Annotated in this window: 26 protein-coding genes and 3 tRNA genes; 2 read left to right on the forward strand and 27 right to left on the reverse strand. The window is 37.8% G+C overall.

The annotated features are described in order from the left end of the window. Positions 1-30 precede the first annotated feature (30 nt). The 12 genes from NMG63_RS06155 to NMG63_RS06210 form a co-directional block, all read right to left on the reverse strand. Positions 31-106, reverse strand: a tRNA-Ala gene (locus NMG63_RS06155). 277 nt (positions 107-383) lie between these two features. Next, positions 384-459: transfer RNA gene (locus NMG63_RS06160), tRNA-Ala, on the reverse strand. Positions 460-478: 19 nt separating this feature from the next. Further along, positions 479-555, reverse strand: a tRNA-Ile gene (locus NMG63_RS06165). A 170-nt stretch (positions 556-725) separates the two neighbouring features. After that, on the reverse strand, positions 726-1,133 hold the full coding sequence (rpsI, locus tag NMG63_RS06170; RefSeq protein ID WP_003775261.1) for a 30S ribosomal protein S9: 408 nt from the start codon (positions 1,131-1,133) through the stop codon (positions 726-728). An 8-nt stretch (positions 1,134-1,141) separates the two neighbouring features. Beyond that, positions 1,142-1,579 carry a 50S ribosomal protein L13 gene (gene rplM / locus NMG63_RS06175; RefSeq protein ID WP_003775260.1) on the reverse strand — a complete coding sequence of 146 codons (438 nt, stop codon included), beginning with the start codon at positions 1,577-1,579 and terminating at the stop codon, positions 1,142-1,144. 104 nt (positions 1,580-1,683) lie between these two features. After that, positions 1,684-2,421 carry a tRNA pseudouridine(38-40) synthase TruA gene (gene truA / locus NMG63_RS06180; protein ID WP_254006698.1) on the reverse strand — a complete coding sequence of 246 codons (738 nt, stop codon included), beginning with the start codon at positions 2,419-2,421 and terminating at the stop codon, positions 1,684-1,686. After that, positions 2,418-3,215, reverse strand: coding sequence for an energy-coupling factor transporter transmembrane component T family protein (locus NMG63_RS06185; RefSeq protein WP_254006699.1), 798 nt, complete (start codon positions 3,213-3,215; stop codon positions 2,418-2,420). The genes truA and NMG63_RS06185 overlap by 4 nt, the downstream gene beginning before the upstream one ends. Further along, positions 3,212-4,060 (reverse strand): energy-coupling factor transporter ATPase, encoded by an 849-nt coding sequence (locus tag NMG63_RS06190; RefSeq protein WP_254006700.1) that lies wholly within the window; start codon positions 4,058-4,060, stop codon positions 3,212-3,214. Before NMG63_RS06190 ends, NMG63_RS06185 begins: the two co-directional genes overlap by 4 nt. After that, positions 4,036-4,863 carry an energy-coupling factor transporter ATPase gene (locus tag NMG63_RS06195; RefSeq protein WP_254006701.1) on the reverse strand — a complete coding sequence of 276 codons (828 nt, stop codon included), beginning with the start codon at positions 4,861-4,863 and terminating at the stop codon, positions 4,036-4,038. The genes NMG63_RS06190 and NMG63_RS06195 overlap by 25 nt, the downstream gene beginning before the upstream one ends. A gap of 16 nt (positions 4,864-4,879) precedes the next feature. Beyond that, positions 4,880-6,106, reverse strand: coding sequence for a peptidase T (gene pepT / locus NMG63_RS06200; protein ID WP_254006702.1), 1,227 nt, complete (start codon positions 6,104-6,106; stop codon positions 4,880-4,882). An 81-nt stretch (positions 6,107-6,187) separates the two neighbouring features. Then, the gene (locus NMG63_RS06205; protein WP_003775252.1) at positions 6,188-6,370 is read right to left on the reverse strand and encodes a hypothetical protein; all 183 of its coding nucleotides are present in this window, start codon (positions 6,368-6,370) and stop codon (positions 6,188-6,190) included. A 138-nt stretch (positions 6,371-6,508) separates the two neighbouring features. After that, positions 6,509-8,647: a 5'-nucleotidase C-terminal domain-containing protein gene (locus NMG63_RS06210; RefSeq protein ID WP_254006703.1), complete on the reverse strand. Its 2,139-nt coding sequence runs from the start codon at positions 8,645-8,647 to the stop codon at positions 6,509-6,511. A gap of 202 nt (positions 8,648-8,849) precedes the next feature. On the opposite strand from NMG63_RS06210, the gene NMG63_RS06215 reads away from it, so the two are divergent. Both NMG63_RS06215 and NMG63_RS06220 read left to right on the forward strand, forming a co-directional pair. Then, entirely contained in the window at positions 8,850-9,314 is a 465-nt protein-coding gene (locus NMG63_RS06215; protein WP_254006704.1) for a hypothetical protein, read from the forward strand. A gap of 10 nt (positions 9,315-9,324) precedes the next feature. Further along, positions 9,325-9,531: a helix-turn-helix transcriptional regulator gene (locus tag NMG63_RS06220; protein WP_254006705.1), complete on the forward strand. Its 207-nt coding sequence runs from the start codon at positions 9,325-9,327 to the stop codon at positions 9,529-9,531. Between the two features lie 4 nt (positions 9,532-9,535). Here NMG63_RS06220 and NMG63_RS06225 read toward each other — a convergent pair whose 3' ends face one another. From NMG63_RS06225 to rpsE, 15 genes are all read right to left on the reverse strand, one after another. Then, the gene (locus NMG63_RS06225) at positions 9,536-10,420 is read right to left on the reverse strand and encodes an N-acetylglucosamine kinase (protein WP_254006706.1); all 885 of its coding nucleotides are present in this window, start codon (positions 10,418-10,420) and stop codon (positions 9,536-9,538) included. Further along, positions 10,417-11,505, reverse strand: coding sequence for a DUF871 domain-containing protein (locus NMG63_RS06230; RefSeq protein ID WP_254006707.1), 1,089 nt, complete (start codon positions 11,503-11,505; stop codon positions 10,417-10,419). The genes NMG63_RS06225 and NMG63_RS06230 overlap by 4 nt, the downstream gene beginning before the upstream one ends. 9 nt (positions 11,506-11,514) lie before the next feature. Beyond that, on the reverse strand, positions 11,515-11,820 hold the full coding sequence (locus NMG63_RS06235; RefSeq protein ID WP_254006708.1) for a hypothetical protein: 306 nt from the start codon (positions 11,818-11,820) through the stop codon (positions 11,515-11,517). Positions 11,821-11,885: 65 nt separating this feature from the next. Next, on the reverse strand, positions 11,886-13,166 hold the full coding sequence (locus NMG63_RS06240) for a PTS sugar transporter subunit IIC (protein WP_254006709.1): 1,281 nt from the start codon (positions 13,164-13,166) through the stop codon (positions 11,886-11,888). 354 nt (positions 13,167-13,520) lie between these two features. Continuing rightward, positions 13,521-13,883, reverse strand: a complete 363-nt coding sequence (gene rplQ, locus NMG63_RS06245) for a 50S ribosomal protein L17 (RefSeq protein ID WP_003775234.1) — start codon at positions 13,881-13,883, stop codon at positions 13,521-13,523. Positions 13,884-13,894: 11 nt separating this feature from the next. Further along, the gene (locus tag NMG63_RS06250; protein ID WP_003775232.1) at positions 13,895-14,854 is read right to left on the reverse strand and encodes a DNA-directed RNA polymerase subunit alpha; all 960 of its coding nucleotides are present in this window, start codon (positions 14,852-14,854) and stop codon (positions 13,895-13,897) included. Positions 14,855-14,886: 32 nt separating this feature from the next. Further along, positions 14,887-15,276, reverse strand: coding sequence for a 30S ribosomal protein S11 (gene rpsK / locus NMG63_RS06255; protein ID WP_003775229.1), 390 nt, complete (start codon positions 15,274-15,276; stop codon positions 14,887-14,889). A 29-nt stretch (positions 15,277-15,305) separates the two neighbouring features. Then, the gene (gene rpsM / locus NMG63_RS06260; protein ID WP_003775228.1) at positions 15,306-15,671 is read right to left on the reverse strand and encodes a 30S ribosomal protein S13; all 366 of its coding nucleotides are present in this window, start codon (positions 15,669-15,671) and stop codon (positions 15,306-15,308) included. 15 nt (positions 15,672-15,686) lie between these two features. Continuing rightward, positions 15,687-15,800: a 50S ribosomal protein L36 gene (gene rpmJ / locus NMG63_RS06265; protein ID WP_016357297.1), complete on the reverse strand. Its 114-nt coding sequence runs from the start codon at positions 15,798-15,800 to the stop codon at positions 15,687-15,689. A gap of 23 nt (positions 15,801-15,823) precedes the next feature. Continuing rightward, positions 15,824-16,042 (reverse strand): translation initiation factor IF-1, encoded by a 219-nt coding sequence (infA, locus tag NMG63_RS06270; RefSeq protein WP_003775226.1) that lies wholly within the window; start codon positions 16,040-16,042, stop codon positions 15,824-15,826. Beyond that, positions 16,039-16,809: a type I methionyl aminopeptidase gene (gene map / locus NMG63_RS06275; protein WP_003775225.1), complete on the reverse strand. Its 771-nt coding sequence runs from the start codon at positions 16,807-16,809 to the stop codon at positions 16,039-16,041. The genes infA and map overlap by 4 nt, the downstream gene beginning before the upstream one ends. Beyond that, a complete protein-coding gene (locus tag NMG63_RS06280; protein WP_003775223.1) occupies positions 16,806-17,456 on the reverse strand; it encodes an adenylate kinase in 651 nt (216 codons plus the stop codon). Before NMG63_RS06280 ends, map begins: the two co-directional genes overlap by 4 nt. 18 nt (positions 17,457-17,474) lie before the next feature. Then, positions 17,475-18,773 (reverse strand): preprotein translocase subunit SecY, encoded by a 1,299-nt coding sequence (gene secY, locus NMG63_RS06285; protein WP_003775221.1) that lies wholly within the window; start codon positions 18,771-18,773, stop codon positions 17,475-17,477. After that, entirely contained in the window at positions 18,773-19,213 is a 441-nt protein-coding gene (rplO, locus tag NMG63_RS06290; protein ID WP_003775219.1) for a 50S ribosomal protein L15, read from the reverse strand. The genes secY and rplO overlap by 1 nt, the downstream gene beginning before the upstream one ends. A gap of 12 nt (positions 19,214-19,225) precedes the next feature. Continuing rightward, positions 19,226-19,732, reverse strand: a complete 507-nt coding sequence (gene rpsE / locus NMG63_RS06295; protein WP_013853151.1) for a 30S ribosomal protein S5 — start codon at positions 19,730-19,732, stop codon at positions 19,226-19,228.

The following is a 19,732-nucleotide window of genomic DNA, read 5'->3' on the forward strand; positions in this document are numbered from 1 at the left end:
GACATTAGATGTCGTTTGTTATTTGAAATTTGGTGGAGCTTAACGGGATCGAACCGTTGACCTCCTGCGTGCAAGGCAGGCGCTCTCCCAGCTGAGCTAAAACCCCATGTATTTCGTGTATTTATAATATCATAGGAATCTAAAAAAAACAATAGTTAATTAAGCAATATAGTATATATTTTTAATATTCCGACACCTCCTTATTCAAGCGCCACTAAGCGTTAAACAAAACAGTTTCCAGTCACAGATGCAAAGAAGCGTTAACACCGCTTAAACCGCCCTAAAAAGGCTTTCTGAGACATCATAACATTAATAGAATCCACTCATCATTAACTAAGTGAATAAAAAAAAAGCCATTCGATGAATGGCTATTAATTTAAAATTGGTGGAGCTTAACGGGATCGAACCGTTGACCTCCTGCGTGCAAGGCAGGCGCTCTCCCAGCTGAGCTAAAACCCCAAAATTTTATTTAAAGAAATGGTGGGCCTGAATGGATTCGAACCAGCGACCTCACCCTTATCAGGGGTGCGCTCTAACCAACTGAGCTACAGGCCCATTTCTTAACTGCCATAACAATATATCATCTATGAATAAGGGTGTCAATTGATATTTGTGAAATAGTGAAATTTCCTTTAAAAAGCTTCTTTGAGGTGATTTTAGAGCCACACCAGCATAAAAAAAACTCCCACCGAAGTGAGAGTTTCCAAAATTGAAAATCTTTGAGATTAACGTTTTGAGAATTGAGGTGCACGACGAGCGCCGCGTAACCCTGGTTTTTTACGTTCTTTAGCACGTGGATCACGTGTAACGAATCCAGCTGCTTTTAACAATGGACGGTAATCTACTGATGCTTCCATTAAAGCACGAGTAATACCATGACGGATTGCTCCGGCTTGACCTGTTAAACCGCCACCTTTAACATTAACATTTACGTCAAATGTATCTTGAGTTGAAGTAACTTCAAATGGTGAACGAACTGTCATACGTAATAGTTCTGAAGGCAAATGCTCTTCAATTGGTTTGTGATTAATTGTAATCACACCTGTTCCAGGAGTTAAATAAACACGAGCAACAGATGTCTTACGACGTCCTGTACCTAGGTATTGTACAGCGTTTTTGTTTTTTGTTGTCATATATTCTCCTATCCCTTAATAACCATTTCCACAGGTTGTTGTGCTGTGTGTGGGTGGTTTTCGCCCTTGTATACAAATAAGTGTGTACGTTGTTTATCGCCTAAACGTGTATGTGGTAACATACCATGAATAGCTCTTTCAACCCATTCGATTGTATATGTTTCGCGCATTGTACGTGTTGAACGTTCTCTCATACCACCTGGGTAGTGTGAGTGATTGTAGTACATTTTCTTATATTCTTGATCTCCACTGACTTTAATTTTGTCAGCGTTGATTACGATAACGTAATCTCCACCATCAACGTTAGGTGTGTATGAAGGTTTGTGTTTACCACGTAATACATGTGCAACTTCACTCGCAAGACGACCTAATGTCATGTTTGTTCCGTCGACGATGTACCATTGGCGTACAACCTCTGCTGGTTTCGTCATAGTTGTTTGACGCATAATAATTTCCTCCTAAACCAAAAGTAGTTTCCGGGGCTACTATTGGCATAAAGTGCCGATTACTATTGTATGCTTTTTATAGGCTCATGTCAAGAAAACAAACTTTATTTATAGTTAACTTTCTTTAAGTATAAACCACAAGCATCAATATTGTAGGAAACACTGTTTTTATCAACTGCTTTGAGCATCTGGGTGATCTCTTCAGCATCACATTTACCACTTCCGCATGCGACACATGTCGCAACAATCATGCGCACCATATAACGGAGAAATCCGTCTCCTGTTATGACAAAGCGAAGGTGATCTCCTGTCACGATTAAATCGAAATCGGTAATCGTTCGAACCTGGTTTTTAATTTCATCAAGACCAGTGGCATTGAAGGATGTGAAATCATGAGTACCAACAAATGATTTCATTGCATCGTGCATTGCTTGAAGGTCTAAGGGTTCATTATACTGATAAACATAATTTCGCTCAAAAAGATTATAAGTTCCCATATTGAGTTGATATTCGTAGGTTTTTGAGACAACATCAAAACGCGCATGAAAATTCGAATCAACTGATTGGATTTCACTAATTTTTATATCATCAGGTAAGAGGGTGTTAAGGGCACGAAATAATTGCTTCTCATCCATATTCACAACATTATCAAAATGAAAGACCTGACCTAAAGCATGGACTCCTGCGTCAGTACGTCCTGATCCACTTATATGAATGGGTACTTTATTGATTCTTGTCAGTACGGATTCAATCTCTGTTTGAACACAACGACCTGAAGGTTGTTTTTGCCATCCTTTAAACATGGATCCATCATATTGAACCGTCGCTTTAAATCGCATCATAAACGACCCAATCCAATCACTGCAATTAACACACCCACACAGAGCACTAACATAAACCAGTCCGAAAATTTAATTTTCAGTTGTTTATAGCGTGTTCTTGTTTTACCGGGATAATAACCACGCGCTTCCATAGCATCCGCTAAATCTTCGGCACGATGGTAAATTGAAACAAATAAAGGAATCAACATCGATATGGCGCCGTTAATTTTTTCTTTAAACGACCCTTCTTTTAAATCAACACCCCGACTTGCTTGCGCATCCATAATTCGTTGCGTATCTTCAATAAGCGTTGGAATAAATCGAAGCGCAATTGAAATCATCATAGCAATCTCATGAGAAGGCACTCCAATTTTTTTTAATGGATTTAATAAGTCTTCGATGCCCAGTGTTAAATCAAGTGGTGCTGTTGTAGCTGTAAGCAGCGTAGTAACCATAATCATTAGAACTAACCGCGTTACAATAAATGCAGTTTGATAGAGGGCTCCACTGTAAATTTTAAAGAAAGCAAATTGAAATAGTAAAGTTCCCTCACGAATCAAAAACATATTCATAACAAATAAAAAGACTAGCATGAATAACATGGGTTTAATGGACTTTAGGATAAATTTAAAGGTTAATTTTGAAGCAAGAATTGCGCAAACAAAAAAGAAGAAAAGGAATACATTTGCCCAAACATTTTTCACCATAAAAATGGACACCATAAGGACAAGCATCGCAATGATCTTGATACGTGGGTCTAATTTATGAATTTTTGAGTCGAGTGGAACATAACGACCTAATGCGATATCGTTCATTTTAAATCCCCCTCAATCATTTGAGCAATCTCATCAAGATCCAAAGATGTGGATGAATTAAAGCCGCCCTTCTTAAGTAGTTGCTTTAATTGAAGGATTTTAGGTGCTACAAATCCCAAAGATTCAAGTTTATTTGAGTCATCAAAGAAATCCTGGACGGGTCCATCGTAAAAGACACTCCCGTGATTGAGCACTAAAACATTGTCCGCATATCTTAGAACATGATCCATATCATGGGTTACCATAATTACTGTTTTTTTCATTTCTTTGTTTAAACGAACAAACAAGTCCATCATATCTTTACTACCCTGCGGATCAAGACCTGCCGTCGGCTCATCAAGAACAATCACATCTGGATTTGTAGCAAGAACACCCGCAATTGCAACGCGGCGCTTTTGTCCTCCTGAAAGATCAAGAGGTGAGCGTTCCCAAATATCTGGATGAATCCCTACAAGATTTAAAGAACGCGATACATTTTCTTGAATTTGTTCTTCGGTAAAGCCAAAATTCTTAGGACCAAATGCTACATCTTTGTATATTGTTTCTTCAAAAAGTTGCATTTCAGGAAATTGAAATACCAAACCGACCTTTGACCGTAGTTGCTTCAAATTTCGTGTCTTATCATTTGCTTTGATTTTATGATCTAAGATTGTTACGACACCGCTTGTGGGTTGAATGAGCCCATTCAAATGTTGGACCAAAGTAGATTTACCACTCCCGGTTGCTCCAATTATGGCTGTAATTTTTCCAGTCTCAAGGGTAGTGTTAATATCCGTCAATGCATGGTGAGAAAAGGGAGAATTCGGAGAATAAACATAACTTACATCTTCGAACGTAATTGACATAACTCTTCCACCATCCCTTCTAGATCATATGGCGTAGATAAATCAATGCCACACGCCTTCATCGCTTGGAAAAATTTAAGACTAAAAGGAATATCCAGCGATAACGCTACTAAACGTTCCGCATGAATTAGTATTTCTTCAGGAGTTCCCTGCATCGCAATTTTACCTTCATTCATTACGATGACATAATCACTCATTGTTACTTCTTCAATGTCGTGAGTGATCGATAAAATACTCATTTTATTTTCAGTATGCAATTCATGGACAAGATCATTCACTTCTTTTCGACCTTTTGGATCAAGCATACTTGTTGCTTCATCGAGAACAAGTAACTCGGGTTGCATTGCTAAAACACCTGCAATGGCTACACGTTGTTTTTGTCCCCCACTTAATTTTGTAGGTTCATGATTCAGAAAATCTTCCATGCCGACACGTTTCGAATAAGTCTGAATCAAAGAATCCATTTCATCTGGGGCAATCATACGATTTTCCAAACCAAATGCGATATCATCCCGAACCGTTGAACCAATAAACTGGTTATCAGGATTTTGAAATACGATTGCAATTTTCTCTCGTATATCATAAACATTCTCTGGATTCAATCGTAACTCATCGATTTCGATGGTCCCAGCATTACTTTCAAGTAACCCAATTATAAGTTTCGCAAGTGTAGATTTACCACTTCCGTTATGGCCAATTACGGTTACATAATCACCCTTTTTAACATTAAAAGATACGTTGTCGACAGCATTTCTTGTACCATCGTAAGAAAACGTCAACCCATTAACTGCTAATTGTTTCAACTCTAATCACTCCAAACTAGCGCTTTGTATTTAACTCTGATATCGCAATAATCAACTCTGTAGCTTTAGCCATGGTTTCCACAACTGCAAACTCATGTTTACCGTGGAAATTCTCACCGCCTGTAAATAGGTTCGGTGTTGGTAATCCCATATAAGAAAGACGGGATCCATCCGTACCACCACGTACCGGTGCAATGATAGGTTCCACATCGATTGAAACCATCGCTTTTTCAGCCAATTCCACAATGCTCATGTCTTTTTCGATAATGTTCTTCATATTGTAGTAAGTATCTGTAGTTTTAACCGAAACACATTCGTAGCCGTATTTCTCATTAAGTTTTAATGCGATGGTGTCTAACATTTCCTTACGACGTGTAAACAGATCCATATCATGATCACGAATGATAAATGACATCGTTGCATCTTCAATATTTGAACTCATCTCGGTTAATAAGTAAAATCCTTCATAACCCTCCGTGTGTTCAGGTCGCTCTTGAATCGGTAACATTGCAAAAAATTCATGTGCTACCACAGAAGCATTTACCATTGTATCTTTCGCAGATCCTGGATGTACCGAAACACCCTTCACAGTAACAACGGATTCCGCCGCATTAAATGTTTCATATTCCATTTCACCTAAAGCACCACCATCAACAGTATAGGCAAAATCAGCTCCAAAAGCTTCAACATCAAAACTCTCAGCCCCTGTACCGATTTCTTCATCGATGGTAAACGCAATCCGAATATCTCCGTGTTTTACCTCTGGATGCTCAATTAGATATTCCATGGCAGTCATAATTTCCGTAACTCCAGCCTTGTTATCTGCGCCGAGTAAAGTTGTACCATCAGTCACAATTAATGTTTTACCAACATAATCTTTAAGTGATGGGAACATTGAAACCTTTGAAATGATGTCTAGTTCTTCATTCAGAACAATATCAGAACCATCGTAATTTTCGATAACGCGTGGTTTAACATTTTCCGAATTAAAATCGGCCGTATCCATGTGTGCAATAAATCCAATGGTAGGCACATCAACATCAACATTAGATGGACATAGCGCAGTTACAATACCAAATTCATCCATATGAACTTTTTCAAGACCGATTTGAATGCACTCATTATAAAGAACCTCAGCTAAATCAAATTGGTTTTTCGATGATGGAATCGTTTTGGACGCCGCATCGGAACGGGTATTAATTTTTGTATAACGAACAAGTCGTTCTATTAGTGTCTTTTTCATTGTTTACCTCACCTTTTTATGTGTTTACTTATGATATTTTATCATATTTGAGACCGTAAAACTAAAAAAAGCTTAGTTTTACTAAGCTTCTTCCGATTCATCAATTTCTTGTGCAAGTTCTGAGACCGTATCTGCAGCAGATCGGCTAATTTCATCGAGAGTTTCAATCGTTTTCTCAACATGCTTTTTGTTATTTTGATTCATATAATAACCTGCAGCTCCAATTGCGGCGCCAAGAATTGCGAGTGGAAATACTTTTTTCATACATGATCCTCCCTTTCTTATCTATTACTATTCTAACACAAATTCGAATGGAAATTAAAGTTATAAGATAAGGAAGATTGTGTAAACTTCGTGTTAATTTTAAAATTAATTCTTGAGATTTATTTGTGCACTCATTTCTTATTGGTTATCCGTTTCTTTTTTATGAATCCCTCTCACAAGAATCCAACCAAGAACAGTTAAACCGCTCCCTAGACCATAAGTGAAACGCTTGTTTATACCTGTCTTAGGTAAGGTCGAGATATTTGTAGTTTGTTGATCCCCTGATAATACTGGAGTTTTCATATCGATACCAGGTGTTACCGGTTTTTCAGGGACTACGATTGGTTTATCCAAGTCTTTAAGTTTGAGATTCGCAATCGCATCTTCAATCTGCGCAATCGCTTTATTAATATCGTCTTGTGAAACCGGTGAAGCAGTTCTCTTACTTAGAGACTGAAGGTAAGATTCTCCGACAGCAATCGCATCCTGTAGGTTTTGAAAACTTTCTTCTGTATAGTCATTCGGTTTAATTGCTTTTGCTTTGTCCAGGATTTGTTCAAGTGCTTCAAACTCTAAAGGGGTAACACTTGGGATGACATAATCTTTTTCAAGAATCGAAATGATACGTTGAGGATTTTGAGTTTCATCATAACGTTCCCAATCGATAAATGCGTTATGTTCCATGAAATCTGCGAAGACTGCATCAAGGGATGGGCCTTCTTCACGCGCACCACCCAACATCGAGTAACCATCTCCACCAGCAGCTAGAAAATCATTGGTCGCCATGTGATAGGTTTTTTCTAAATCAATTGGGACGAAGCGATCTTGTTTGACATCATAGATATCAATTCCGAGGACCCGACTGGATGCATCTTTAGTCGGATCATAATGGATGCGTATCGTATCCGATACATGTAAGAAACCACCATTTGAGCCTAATTTTGGGAGTCCATGATGATCAAGAACATCTTGCACATCAGTACGAAGTGAGAATTCAAACATGTCCCATACTTGCTGCCCTGTTACGGAAATTTGGGACATGACATTCCCAAATGGTAATACGCTAATTACATCACCCAGTGTAATCGGTCCCTTCGAAAGATTTGCCCGAATACCGCCACCATTAATGACCGCGAAATCTGTAGGATTTCTAAATCCTTCTTTTCCATAAGCAACCATCGAGTCCGTAATAATATTACCTAAGTTTGTTTCTTGAACACGTACGAAGTCACGTTGCCCTTGGAAATCTATCGTATTATTTTCTTTTATGACTCTCGAAACGAGATCTGAATATGCAGCATCTGAAGTTTGAATAATTTCCATAATTTCTGGATCCGGTTGATTCGCAATGTCTTTTAAAGGAATTAATTTCGCGACACTTGAACTGAAATCATCTAAATTAAGTGTTACAAGTCCTACGTTATTTAGATGTTCTCCAGTTTGAACTAAGATTACATTATCTCCAACATGAATCCCCTTTTCGATCGGTGTATGAGAATGACCATCTACGATCAGGATCTTCTTGTCCTTCATGTTACTGTTTTCAGATAAAGAATGCGCTAACGTATCTGAGCGCCATGCAGTTTTAGTTTCATTATCAATACCGAGGTGTGTTAAGACAACATAAAAATCTACATCCTGGTATTCTTCTTTTAAAATTTCATGTGTAACTGTTGGAATTGGATCCAACCACGATATACCTTCAATATTTTTAGGATGCGTTTTAGTCTGTGTTTCAGGTGTTGTTGCCCCAATTACGGCAATTTTATAACCGTCCTTCTCGATAAGTGCGGAGTTTGAATTCGATTTCGAAATAAGCGTCGACTCTTTAAATACTTTCTGATTTGACTCAGTATATATTGTATTTGATGAAAGAACTGGAAACTTCAAGTTTGATCCAAAACCTTCCTCTTCACCTAATGCAACCGCTGTACCAAAATCAAACTCGTGGTTTCCAACGACCATTGCATCATAGCCAACGGCATTCATGATTTTTGCCATACTCGCCCCTTTATCTACGTTTGAAATAGGTAGACCTTGAAAGGCATCACCACCATCGACTAAAAGCAGTGGATTTATCTCATCTTTAAGTGTTTTAATATGTGCAAGACCGAGAGACTTCGTACCAAAACGACCGTGCATATCATTCGTATGCATGATGGTAACAGTATTTGAGTCTTGCGTGGCATTATCTGCAGCCACAGACAGGACACGATGTCCGGGAGTAATAAGTGTTATAAGCGATAAAACTAAAAGAATAATTTTTGGCTTTTTCATTGTAACTTCCTCCTACAACATCAATCGTAAGAAATAAACAGTGATAGTTCAAGCATAATCCGATGAATTCGATACCATTGATGCAATTCCGCAAGTTAAAGCAATTTTTAAAAATTTCCTTTAAAGACAATACATTTTAATGTAAACTTGACTTGACATGTCAATGCAATTATTGTAAAGTTAACTTAACAGGAGGAATACTATGAAACAAACACGTAATCGAATTATTTATGTAATAATCCTAATTTGGGGCTTCCTTGGAACCATGATTCAATTTGATAAGATAAAACAGCTAATCATAAGTGATGCAGGTGTGGGACCCGTCACAAATCAGGCTAAAATTTCAATTGTATGGGTTTTTATTTTTATTACATTTGCCCTTACAGTTCTTTTTATCTACAAGAGAAAAAGTGGAGATTCTTGGAAAACATTTCTTTTCGAAGAAATTGATCAACTCGATGAAGATGAACGCAGTATTTTAATAGATGCGCCAGCACGACGCTTTGCTGGCAATATTCTTGTAATGGCTGTACTCATTTACCTATCCGTATTAATGATGGGACCCCTTTTAGTTAAGAGTAGTACAATACTTTACGCAATCGGGATTCTATTCACGATCTATGAACTTTGTTATTACTTCAAACTCAAACAACTTTACTTTCGCTAGGAGGCCTATTTTGATTCTAAATAATATTCGTGATAAACGCGAAGAACTCGGTTATACCCAGCAATATTTTGCTGAACAAGTTGGCGTCTCACGTCAAACCGTTATTGCCCTGGAAAAAGGTTCCTACAATCCGTCTTTAGAACTTGCGTTTAAATGCGCAATTGTTTTGAATTGTACCCTTGATGTACTATTTCAATACGAAGAAACCCCCTTATGAAATTTCATAAGGGGGTTTTTTGATTTAAAAGTAGATAAGCAGCATATTCAACAGTTTGATGGTTCGGCACAACCTCATAGTCTTCATGAATATGTTCGATGAATGAAGCTCGAACACACTCATTATTTAAAAGGACACCACCACCCAGAGCAATTTTCGTTTTTCCATTGAGCTCAAAACTGTTTGCGAGTTTCGCAAGTTCAATACCCGCATTTCGATATGTTGTAGCAACATGGTCAACATGCAAGCATCTAGAACCCACAAGGCTAACCTCCGCAGCAAAGCTTCGATAACAGTCTTTTGCTTCATTCACAACACTCACAAGATCATACGGTTTTTTTAATTTAAAATGCTCCATCATCACGTGATAGAAATCAGATTTCGGGAGACGGCCATCCGATTCTTGGGTAAAAACACTTAATAAATGGCGCCCAATCCAAAAAGCACTTCCCTCATCACCCAACAAATACCCAAAACCGCCTCGCCGGTCCATAGTACATCCTATTTTACGCATCGCAATTGAACCTGTACCCGAAATAATGTACACGCCATCATGGTTATCCAGTGCTGAGACCATTGCGAAATGCGCATCATTCATAATAAGAGCATTTGGAAATACCAACCAAATGGCATTCTCAATTTTTTCTCTTATTTTTGAGTCATTTCCATAACCCGCTGTCCCAATCGCAACATCAACTGCTTCAAAAGAATAGCCGCGATTCTCAAATTCAGCCTTTCCTTGCTGGAGAATCTTTGTAATACCATCAAAACCAACTTGCATGTAATGAATACTCTCTAAACGGAGGGAATCAACTTCATGACCATCATCGTTAAAGAGTACCAGACGCGTATAAGTTCCCCCTGCATCAATGCCTAAATAATACTTCATAATGTAAAACTAAACTTTTGCCATGGCTTAATACGGTCCAGTAAGAAAAGTTCTTCCGCGATGACATGACCCACGACATTCGATTTCCCTGTATTTTTCATATCTTTGGTTGCAATCTGTAATTCACCCGCATAATGACCAAATAAACTACTTTCAATAATAATATCGCCCCGTTTGATTACGTCCGGAGTGTTAAAGATTTTAAAATCGTGCCCTTTATACTTTACTCGTGACATCGTAGAGCGAATCAAGAAGTCGCCCAAATCACCACGATTAAAATGGGGTTCTTCTAAGACAATCTTTCGCTCAACTTCTGGAATATCTGGAACTAATTCGACAGATAAATTTAACTTGTAAAGATCGATTTTTTTAATCGCTTCCATCTCTTCCTTAGTCGGATAACAATTTGAAATAATAATGTCATCAACTACGTTCATTGCAACATAATCTTTGATTTGCACATCAATTGGTAAATAACGATGTTTCTCTAACGTAACAAGACCATCAGAAACTGGCCACGGTCCATATGATCCTTCCGCTTGACTTGTCACAAAGGCAGCAGAACGTAAACCGTATTTTGTAAAGTTTTGAGTACACTTCACAAAAAAATCTTCGTTAAGTCCCGAGTATGGGTGTGGATAGAAATTATGACAAGCAATTAGATTATATTGATTCGGTTGATAGTCCATAATCGTGTCGATGTAATGCGTATCATTACTCATATTGATTTCTATTTTTAAATTATATGGATTAAAAGTCATCATTGCCTCTTCACTTCCACCAAAACCAGCATCCAGTCTTAATCCATCTGCCTCAATTTCAGAAAAAAATGAAAGGTCTGCGTAACTGATGTCAAGATCTTTGAAGACTCGGGGACTTACGTCCACAATAATTTCAAATCCTTTTGATCGGGCATAACGATTTATTTCTAAAAACTCCTCTTTGATAACTGATTTAGGTTTATCTACTGACAACAAACACGAAAAAATTCGGGAAAAACCCGCTTCGGCTGCATCATCGATATAACGCTTCATTGATTCAACTGACGATTTGTCAGGATAAATTGATATTCCAAGTTTTCTCATACTAACTCCTTATATATATAATATTTCGTAAATCCAAAATGTCGAGATAAGACCGATAACGAAAAATAAGACGATCGAAACAATCCAAAATGACCGCGTTAAACGCTTATTTGTTTCAATAAAGAAGAAACAAAAACTTGTCGAGAGTGAGGTGATCCCTGATACTACAAGTACCTCAATCCATTTTTGGTTTAATCCTAATTGTTTAAGCATCGCTGGTATCAAAATTGTTCCCAAAAGAATACTCCCAACAATTATAAATGCACTTTTAAAACTAATAAGTGGTGCAGAATTACTTTTTTCGTATTTATACATAGTATACCTCATATTTAATGAAAGAGGTCTTGCGGATGCAAGACCTTCGTCTAAGTTAAAAATCTTTAATTTCCAATGCGCTCTTCTTCCAATAATTTATTATCATAAATTTTAAAGAACGGATAGTAAATCACCACTGAAATTATTATTAAAATAATATTTAGAATCGAGGCTCTATAATCTCCTCCAGTTGCGATATAGGCACCAATTGGCCCCGGTAAGGTCCAAGGTGCTGTAACGATAACACGGTTCACAAGACCGGCTGATGTAGCCACCCATGCGATAATCGTACCCACCATTGGTGTAATGATAAAAGGAATGATAAGAATTGGGTTCATTACGATTGGTGCTCCGAATATAATTGGTTCGTTAATATTGAAGCACGCCGGTATAAATGCTGTTTTCCCGAGTGATTTCGCATACGCAGATTTCGAGAAAAACGCCATCGCTATTGCAAGCCCAATAGTAGCTCCTGAACCTCCAATCCAAATAAACCATTGATAGAAAGGTTCTGCACTGATTGCTGGAAGTGCATCTCCAGCTACTAAAGCAGCTGTATTTTTATCAAGAAGTTGTAACCAAATTGGTCGTGCTAATGTACCGATAATGGATACACCATGGATCCCAAATGACCAAAAGAATGTCACTAAGAATACGATAATAAGTACGCTTGGTAAGGTATCCGCTGCATGGACAATTGGTTTAACAAGTCCCGCAATAAATGTATGCCAATTGAAGCCAATCCAATATGTAATTGTTGCCATGAGAATAAGAATAATTGCAGTTGGCACAAGTGCTTCAAAAGAACGTGCTACAGATGTAGGAACTTGAGGTGGCATGGAGATCTTAAAGTTTGATCTATCAGTCCAACGGAATATTTCTACTGCAAGAATGGAAGTGATGATACCAACAAACATACCTGCTCCACCAAGGTTTGCCATTGGTAATACCCATCCAGATACCTCCAAGCCTGCATCTGCAGGGATATTTATCGGAATAAAAGTCAGTAGAAAGGCTGCAGTTGCAAGAATTCCTCCCGATAGTTCGTCCAAATCATAAGACTTAGCCAAACTTGAACCAATTCCGAATGTTGCATACAAGGTCATGATTGCCATTGACAATCGGAATGGTAATAATATTTTAGCTGCATGCTCAGTTAGAAATTGATAAAGTTTCCAACTTTCAGGCAACGGCGGTGCTGCGAGAATTAAAAAGAAAGATCCTACGATGATTAACGGCAATGTTGCGATAATCCCGTCACGAATTGCACGTAAATGTCGTTGGTTCGCAAGTTTAGCCATTGGCGCGGACAATTTTTCATCCAAAAACTTAATAAATGCGTCCATATTTCTCCTCCTTGGTACTTATGTACCCTTAATATTAAATTACCTTATTTCATCTAATAAGTCAAATTATATTTTCATCATCTTTGGTCAAATATTGAAATATTATTTCTAACTTTTAAATTGTAGACAACCGGCGTATAACTCGTTTCTAGCCTATCTACGGAACTTTAATAATTGAGAGTTTATGATGCAATAAATCTATATTAACCCTGCCTCTTGTTGTTTATAGCGTTCAAAACGCAAAAAAAACCGCTTTAGAAATCTAAAACGGTTTTAAAAGAAATAATTATAGTATCTCGAGACGGAAACCGTAAGGATTCCGTGCATACTAAAATTTATCTTTATTAACTAAAATTAAACGAATTCAATAATAGCCATTGGAGCTGCATCACCGCGACGCATTTCAGTTTTGATTACACGTGTGTAACCACCATTACGGTCTGCATATTTAGGTCCAACTTCATCAAATAGTTTTTGAAGCGCTGTTTGACCAGTTTTTTCATCTGCAACAACGTTAAATACGATTTTCGCTGCTTCACGACGAGCATGTAAGTCCCCGCGTTTTGCAAGAGTTACAAGTTTATCAGCAACTGAACGTAGTTCCATTGCTTTCTTTTCTGTTGTTTCGATTCGACCATGAACAATTAAGCTAGTTGAAAGATTGCGTAGCAATGCTTTACGGTGAGCTGAATCACGACCTAATTTACGGTTTTTCATTCTATTTCCTCCTATTCAAATGATTTAAAGCCTAATCCAAGATCATGGAGTTTGTCTTTAACTTCTTTAAGTGACTTCTTACCTAGATTACGAATGCGCATCATTTCATCTTCAGTCTTAAGTGTTAACTCTTCAACTGTTTGAATACCTGCGCGCTTTAAGCAGTTATATGAACGAACTGACAAGTCTAAATCTTCGATCATCATTGTTGCCATTGGATTTTCAACGCCTGATACATCAGGTTTAATTACTGATTCTGTTTCATAAACTGAATCTTTAATTGCAACAATTTGTTCTAAATGGTCCATTAAAATTTTTGAACCTAATGATAACGCTACTTGTGGTTGAATTGAACCGTTAGTCCAAACTTCCATAATTAAACGATCATATTTAGAGTCTTGACCGACACGTGTCGGTTCGATGTGATACTTAACTCTTTCAATTGGAGTATAAATAGAATCTGTAAAAATCGTGCCAATTCCTTGTGATGCATTTTGATAGATTAATTTGTTTTCATCAGAACTTACATAGCCACGACCATTACGAGCTTTAAGCTCCATCTCTAACACTGCACCTTCTGCAAGTGTTGCAATGATGTGATCTTTATTCAAGATCTCCACATTTGCTGGGCATTCGATGTCAGCTGCTGTTACAACTTTAGGACCTTTTTGTGAGATTCGAAGTGTATAAACTTCTTCATCTTGTACATTTAAAACAAGATCCTTAACGTTGAGAACGATACCTGTAACATCTTCTCCAACGCCTGCAATTGATGTGAATTCATGATACACACCCTCAATTTTGATCGAGTAAACTGCTGCGCCTGGTAAAGATGAAAGGAGTACACGTCTTAGCGCATTCCCGATAGTATTACCAAAACCACGTTCAAGTGGTTCGATAACGAACTTACCATAATGTGCTGTTTCATCAAATTCTTTTACTTCAAATTTCGCACGTTCAAACTTGTTCATCTATGAATACCTCCTTGTTATAGTTTATATTATTATCCACGTGGACGTTTTGGTGGACGGCATCCATTGTGCGGAACTGGTGTAACATCATTAATTACACTAATTTCTAGTCCTGCTACTTGAAGTGCACGAACTGCCGATTCACGACCTGGTCCAGGTCCTTTAACACTAACTTCAACTGTTTTCATACCATGATCAACTGCCGCTTTAGCTGCTGCTTCTGATGCCATTTGAGCTGCATAAGGTGTTGACTTACGTGAACCCTTGAAGCCTAAAGCACCAGCACTTGACCAAGCGATAACATTTCCTTGTTCATCTGAGATTGTAACAATAGTATTGTTAAATGTCGAATGAATATGTGCAACTCCGCGTGCTATATTCTTACGGACACGACGTTTACGAGCTACTTTTGCTTTTGCCATTACGTTTTCCTCCTAATTAATTAACCTAATTATTTCTTCTTGTTCGCTACTGTACGACGAGGTCCTTTACGTGTACGTGCATTTGTTTTTGTACGTTGTCCACGAACTGGTAAGCCACGACGATGACGGATTCCTCGGTTTGAACCGATTTCCATTAAGCGTTTGATGTTAAGGTTAACTTCACGACGAAGATCCCCTTCAACTTTGATTGATTCTACTTCACGACGGATTGCATTAACTTGCTCTTCAGTTAAATCTTTAACGCGGATATCTTCGCTGATTTCGCATTTTGTTAAGATTTCTTTTGATGTTGTTAAGCCAATACCGTAGATATATGTTAATGAGACTACTACACGTTTGTTACGTGGAATGTCAATTCCTGCTATACGAGCCATTAATATGACGTCCTCCTATCCTTGTCTTTGTTTGTGTTTTGGATTTTCACAAATAATCATTACTCTACCATTGCGTCGAATAACTCTACATTTTTCACACATTGGTTTTACAGATGGTCTTACTTTCATAGTATTATCCTCCTAAAACTATCTTATTTATGTCTAAATGTAATGCGCCCACGTGATAAATCGTAAGGCGAAATCTCAACAGTCACGCGATCTCCCGGTAAAATGCGAATGTAGTGCATACGGATTTTACCAGATACGTGAGCTAAAATTTCATGACCATTACTGAGTTCCACCTTAAACATTGCTCCAGGCAATGTATCAAGAACTACTCCATCTACTTCGATAACATTTTCTTTGCTCATGAGTGTTTAAAAGCCTCCTTTGTTCGAGTTAAAATTTCATAACTATCTTCAAGAATTACTACTGTATGTTCAAAATGAGCTGTTAAGGATCTGTCTTCTGAAACAACAGTCCACTCATCATCTAATACAGATGTTTTATTGGTTCCAATTTGAACCATAGGTTCAATCGCAATAACCATATTTTTGCGAAGAAGCGCCCCTTTATTAGGAACACCAACATTGGGTACGTATGGAGCTTCATGCATCGAAGTTCCGACACCGTGTCCTGAGTATTCAACAGGTAGTCCATAACCAAATGGTTGAACAACCGTCATAACTGCATGACCAATATCTCCTATACGATTTCCCGCTACAGCAGCTTCAATTCCTGCAAATAACGACTCTTCAGTTACTTTTAATAAGTTTTGTGCTTCATCACTTATTTCCCCAACAGGATATGTCCAAGCATGATCGCTGTAATAACCTTTATAAATAGCGCCAACATCAATCGTGATAATGTCACCATTCTTGAGGATTACCTCTGAACTAGGAATACCATGAACTAAAACTTCATTTACCGAAGCACATATTGAACCCGGAAATCCATCATAACCAAGAAACGCTGGTGTTGCACCTTGACTTAGAATATAGTTACGAGCAATATCATCCAAATGTTTGGTTGATACGCCTGGTTGGATTGCTGCTTTAACTGCCTCTTGGCATTCAAAAGCAATTCGACCGGCTTCGCGCATTAATTCTAACTCACGTTCAGACTTGGTTGATATCATTTAACCGCCTCCAAGATGTTTTTTATCTCATTCATAACATTTTCTGCAGGTTGAGATGCATTAACGTCACGAACTAAACCTTTTTCACGATAATAATCGATAACTGGTTTTGTTTGGTTAATATACTCTTCAAAACGGACTTGAAGTTTCTCTTCATTGTCATCGCTTCGTTGGTATAGTTCTCCACCACAAATATCACATTTAGATTCTACTTTAGGTGGATTATTGTCAATATGATAGATTGCACCACAATCTTTACATAGACGACGGCCTGTAATTCGATTTACAAGCTCCTCATATTCTACCTCAAGATTGATTACTAAATCAATAGGGCGGTTAATATCATTTGACATTACCTCAAGTGCTTCTGCTTGATGTAAGTTACGTGGATATCCATCCAATAAGTAACCATTCAAGCAATCATCTTTTGAGATACGCTCTTTTACCATGCGGTCGGTTACTTCGTCAGGCACAAGCTTTCCTTGATCAATATAAGATTTTGCTTCGATTCCAACTGGAGTAGCATTTGAGATAGCTTCTCTAAACATATCTCCAGTCGAAATGTGAGCAACATTGAACAATTCAACAATATGCGCTGACATTGTACCTTTACCACTACCAGCAGGACCCATGATTAATAAATTCATAAACTGTCCTCCTAATTGTTATTTGTTAAATAAACCTTTATATGAACGTTGTGTCATACGACCCTCAAGTTCTTTAACTGTTTCAAGTGCAACTCCGACAACGATGATGATACCAGTACCACCAATTGCTGTACTTGCTGGAATTGCTCCTCGTGTAATCATTGGTAACACATGAGGGAGTAGTGCTACAAACGTTAGGAATAACGATCCTAATACCGTAATACGATTTAAAATCGTACTAATGTAATTTTTTGTATCTTTACCTGGGCGAACGCCTGGGATATAAGATCCATTCTTACCGAAGTCCTCTGAAATTTTCTCAGGGTCTACTTGTAAGTGAGTGTAGAAGAATGTGAATGCAATTATTAATAATGCATAAACAATCAATCCTACGGGTTGTTGTAAGCTCATTGTCGTTGTCATGAATTTATAGAAACCACTATTTTGGTTAATCCAACTCATAACAATAACTGGTGCTTGCATAATTGCTCCAGCAAAAATTACTGGAATAACTGATGCAGAGTTAATCATTAATGGCAAATGGTTCATACTCTTACCACGTGTAGTTCCACCTACGTTTGATGTATATTGAATTGAAATTTTACGAACGGCACCGTTCATATAAATAACAAGAATAATAATCGCTAAGTATAGAAGCACATAAACTGCACACCATACAAAGCCCATAGTTGTACCACCCTTAGTCATTTCAGCGAAAGCGCCTTTAAATTGACTTGGAAGATTTGATACGATACCTGCGAAAATAATCATTGATAATCCATTACCTACACCCTTTTGAGTGATTTGATCACCAAGCCATAGAAGGAACATTGTTCCCGCAGCCATTACAGTTCCCATAAAGAAGTAGTCCGCTACAGTACTACTCAACAAAATCTTATGTTGATTGTTGAGTAAGCTAATAATTCCAATCGCTTGAACGTATGCTAATACCACTCCAAGATAACGTGTAATTCGGTCAAGTTGTAATTTACCCTTTTGACCAGATTTCGTTAGCTCAGTTAAATATGGTATAACATCCATTGATAACAATTGGATAATAATTGATGCGGTAATGTAAGGTCCTACACCTAGAGCGAAAATTGAAAATGATTGGATAAACCCTCCACCAAGAATATTCATCATTCCAACTAATGTATTTGAGTTTAGTTCGCTTGCCATTGATCCTGCGACTTTAACGCTATCGACGTTAGGAACAGGAATAACTGTCCCTAGTCGATAAATCAATAACAATGCAAGTGTGAAAATGATTCTTATTCTGATTTCTTTATTTTTGAATAAATCAGTAAAAAATCTCATTAGATTACCTCTGCTTTTCCACCTAATTTTTCAATACTTTCAACTGCTGATTTTGAGAATGCGTTAGCTTTAACAACTAATTTTTTCTCTAATTCACCTTGACCTAAGATTTTAACTCCGTCAAGTGTTTTTTTGATAATTCCTTTTTCTAAAAGTGCTTCAATTGTAACTTCAGTTCCGTCTTCAAATACGTTTAATGAACTTAAGTTAACAACTGCGTAGTCCACACGGTTAACATTTTTGAAACCGCGTTTAGGAATACGTTTGAACAATGGTGTTTGACCACCCTCAAATCCTAGTGCAACACCACCGCCACTACGAGCATTTTGACCCTTGTGACCTTTTCCTGATGTCTTACCAGTTCCTGAACCTTGTCCACGACCAAGACGTTTACGATCTTGGCGTGCACCTTCATTGTATTTTAATTCATGTAATTTCATAAAGGCCTCCTACTATCGTACGTCTTCGACTTTGATTTCTCTTAAACTCGCAACTTCATCAACAGTTTTCATTGATTCAAGTGCTTCAAATGTTGCACGAACCATGTTGATTGGTGTACGTGAACCAATACATTTTGTTAGCACGTCAGTAACTCCTGCTAACTCCATAACGTCACGAATTGCTCCACCAGCAATAACTCCAGTACCTTCTGCTGCAGGACGTACAAATACTTCTCCGGCACCAAATTTTCCTGTGTTAGCGTGTGGCAATGTTCCGTTAATCATCTTAACGTTAATTAAGTTTTTCTTTGCGGCTTCAACACCCTTGCGGATTGCATCTGGAACTTCGTTGGCTTTACCTGTTCCGAAACCGACGCGACCTTTTTTGTCACCAACTACAACTAGAGCAGCGAAGCGGAAACGACGACCACCCTTAACAACTTTAGTTACACGATTGATGACAACAACGCGTTCTTCGAATTCTTGTTCACGTTGTTCTCTTCTAGGTTTACGATTCAT

The organism is Erysipelothrix amsterdamensis (assembly GCF_940143175.1).
Taxonomy (GTDB): domain Bacteria; phylum Bacillota_I; class Bacilli_A; order Erysipelotrichales; family Erysipelotrichaceae; genus Erysipelothrix; species Erysipelothrix amsterdamensis.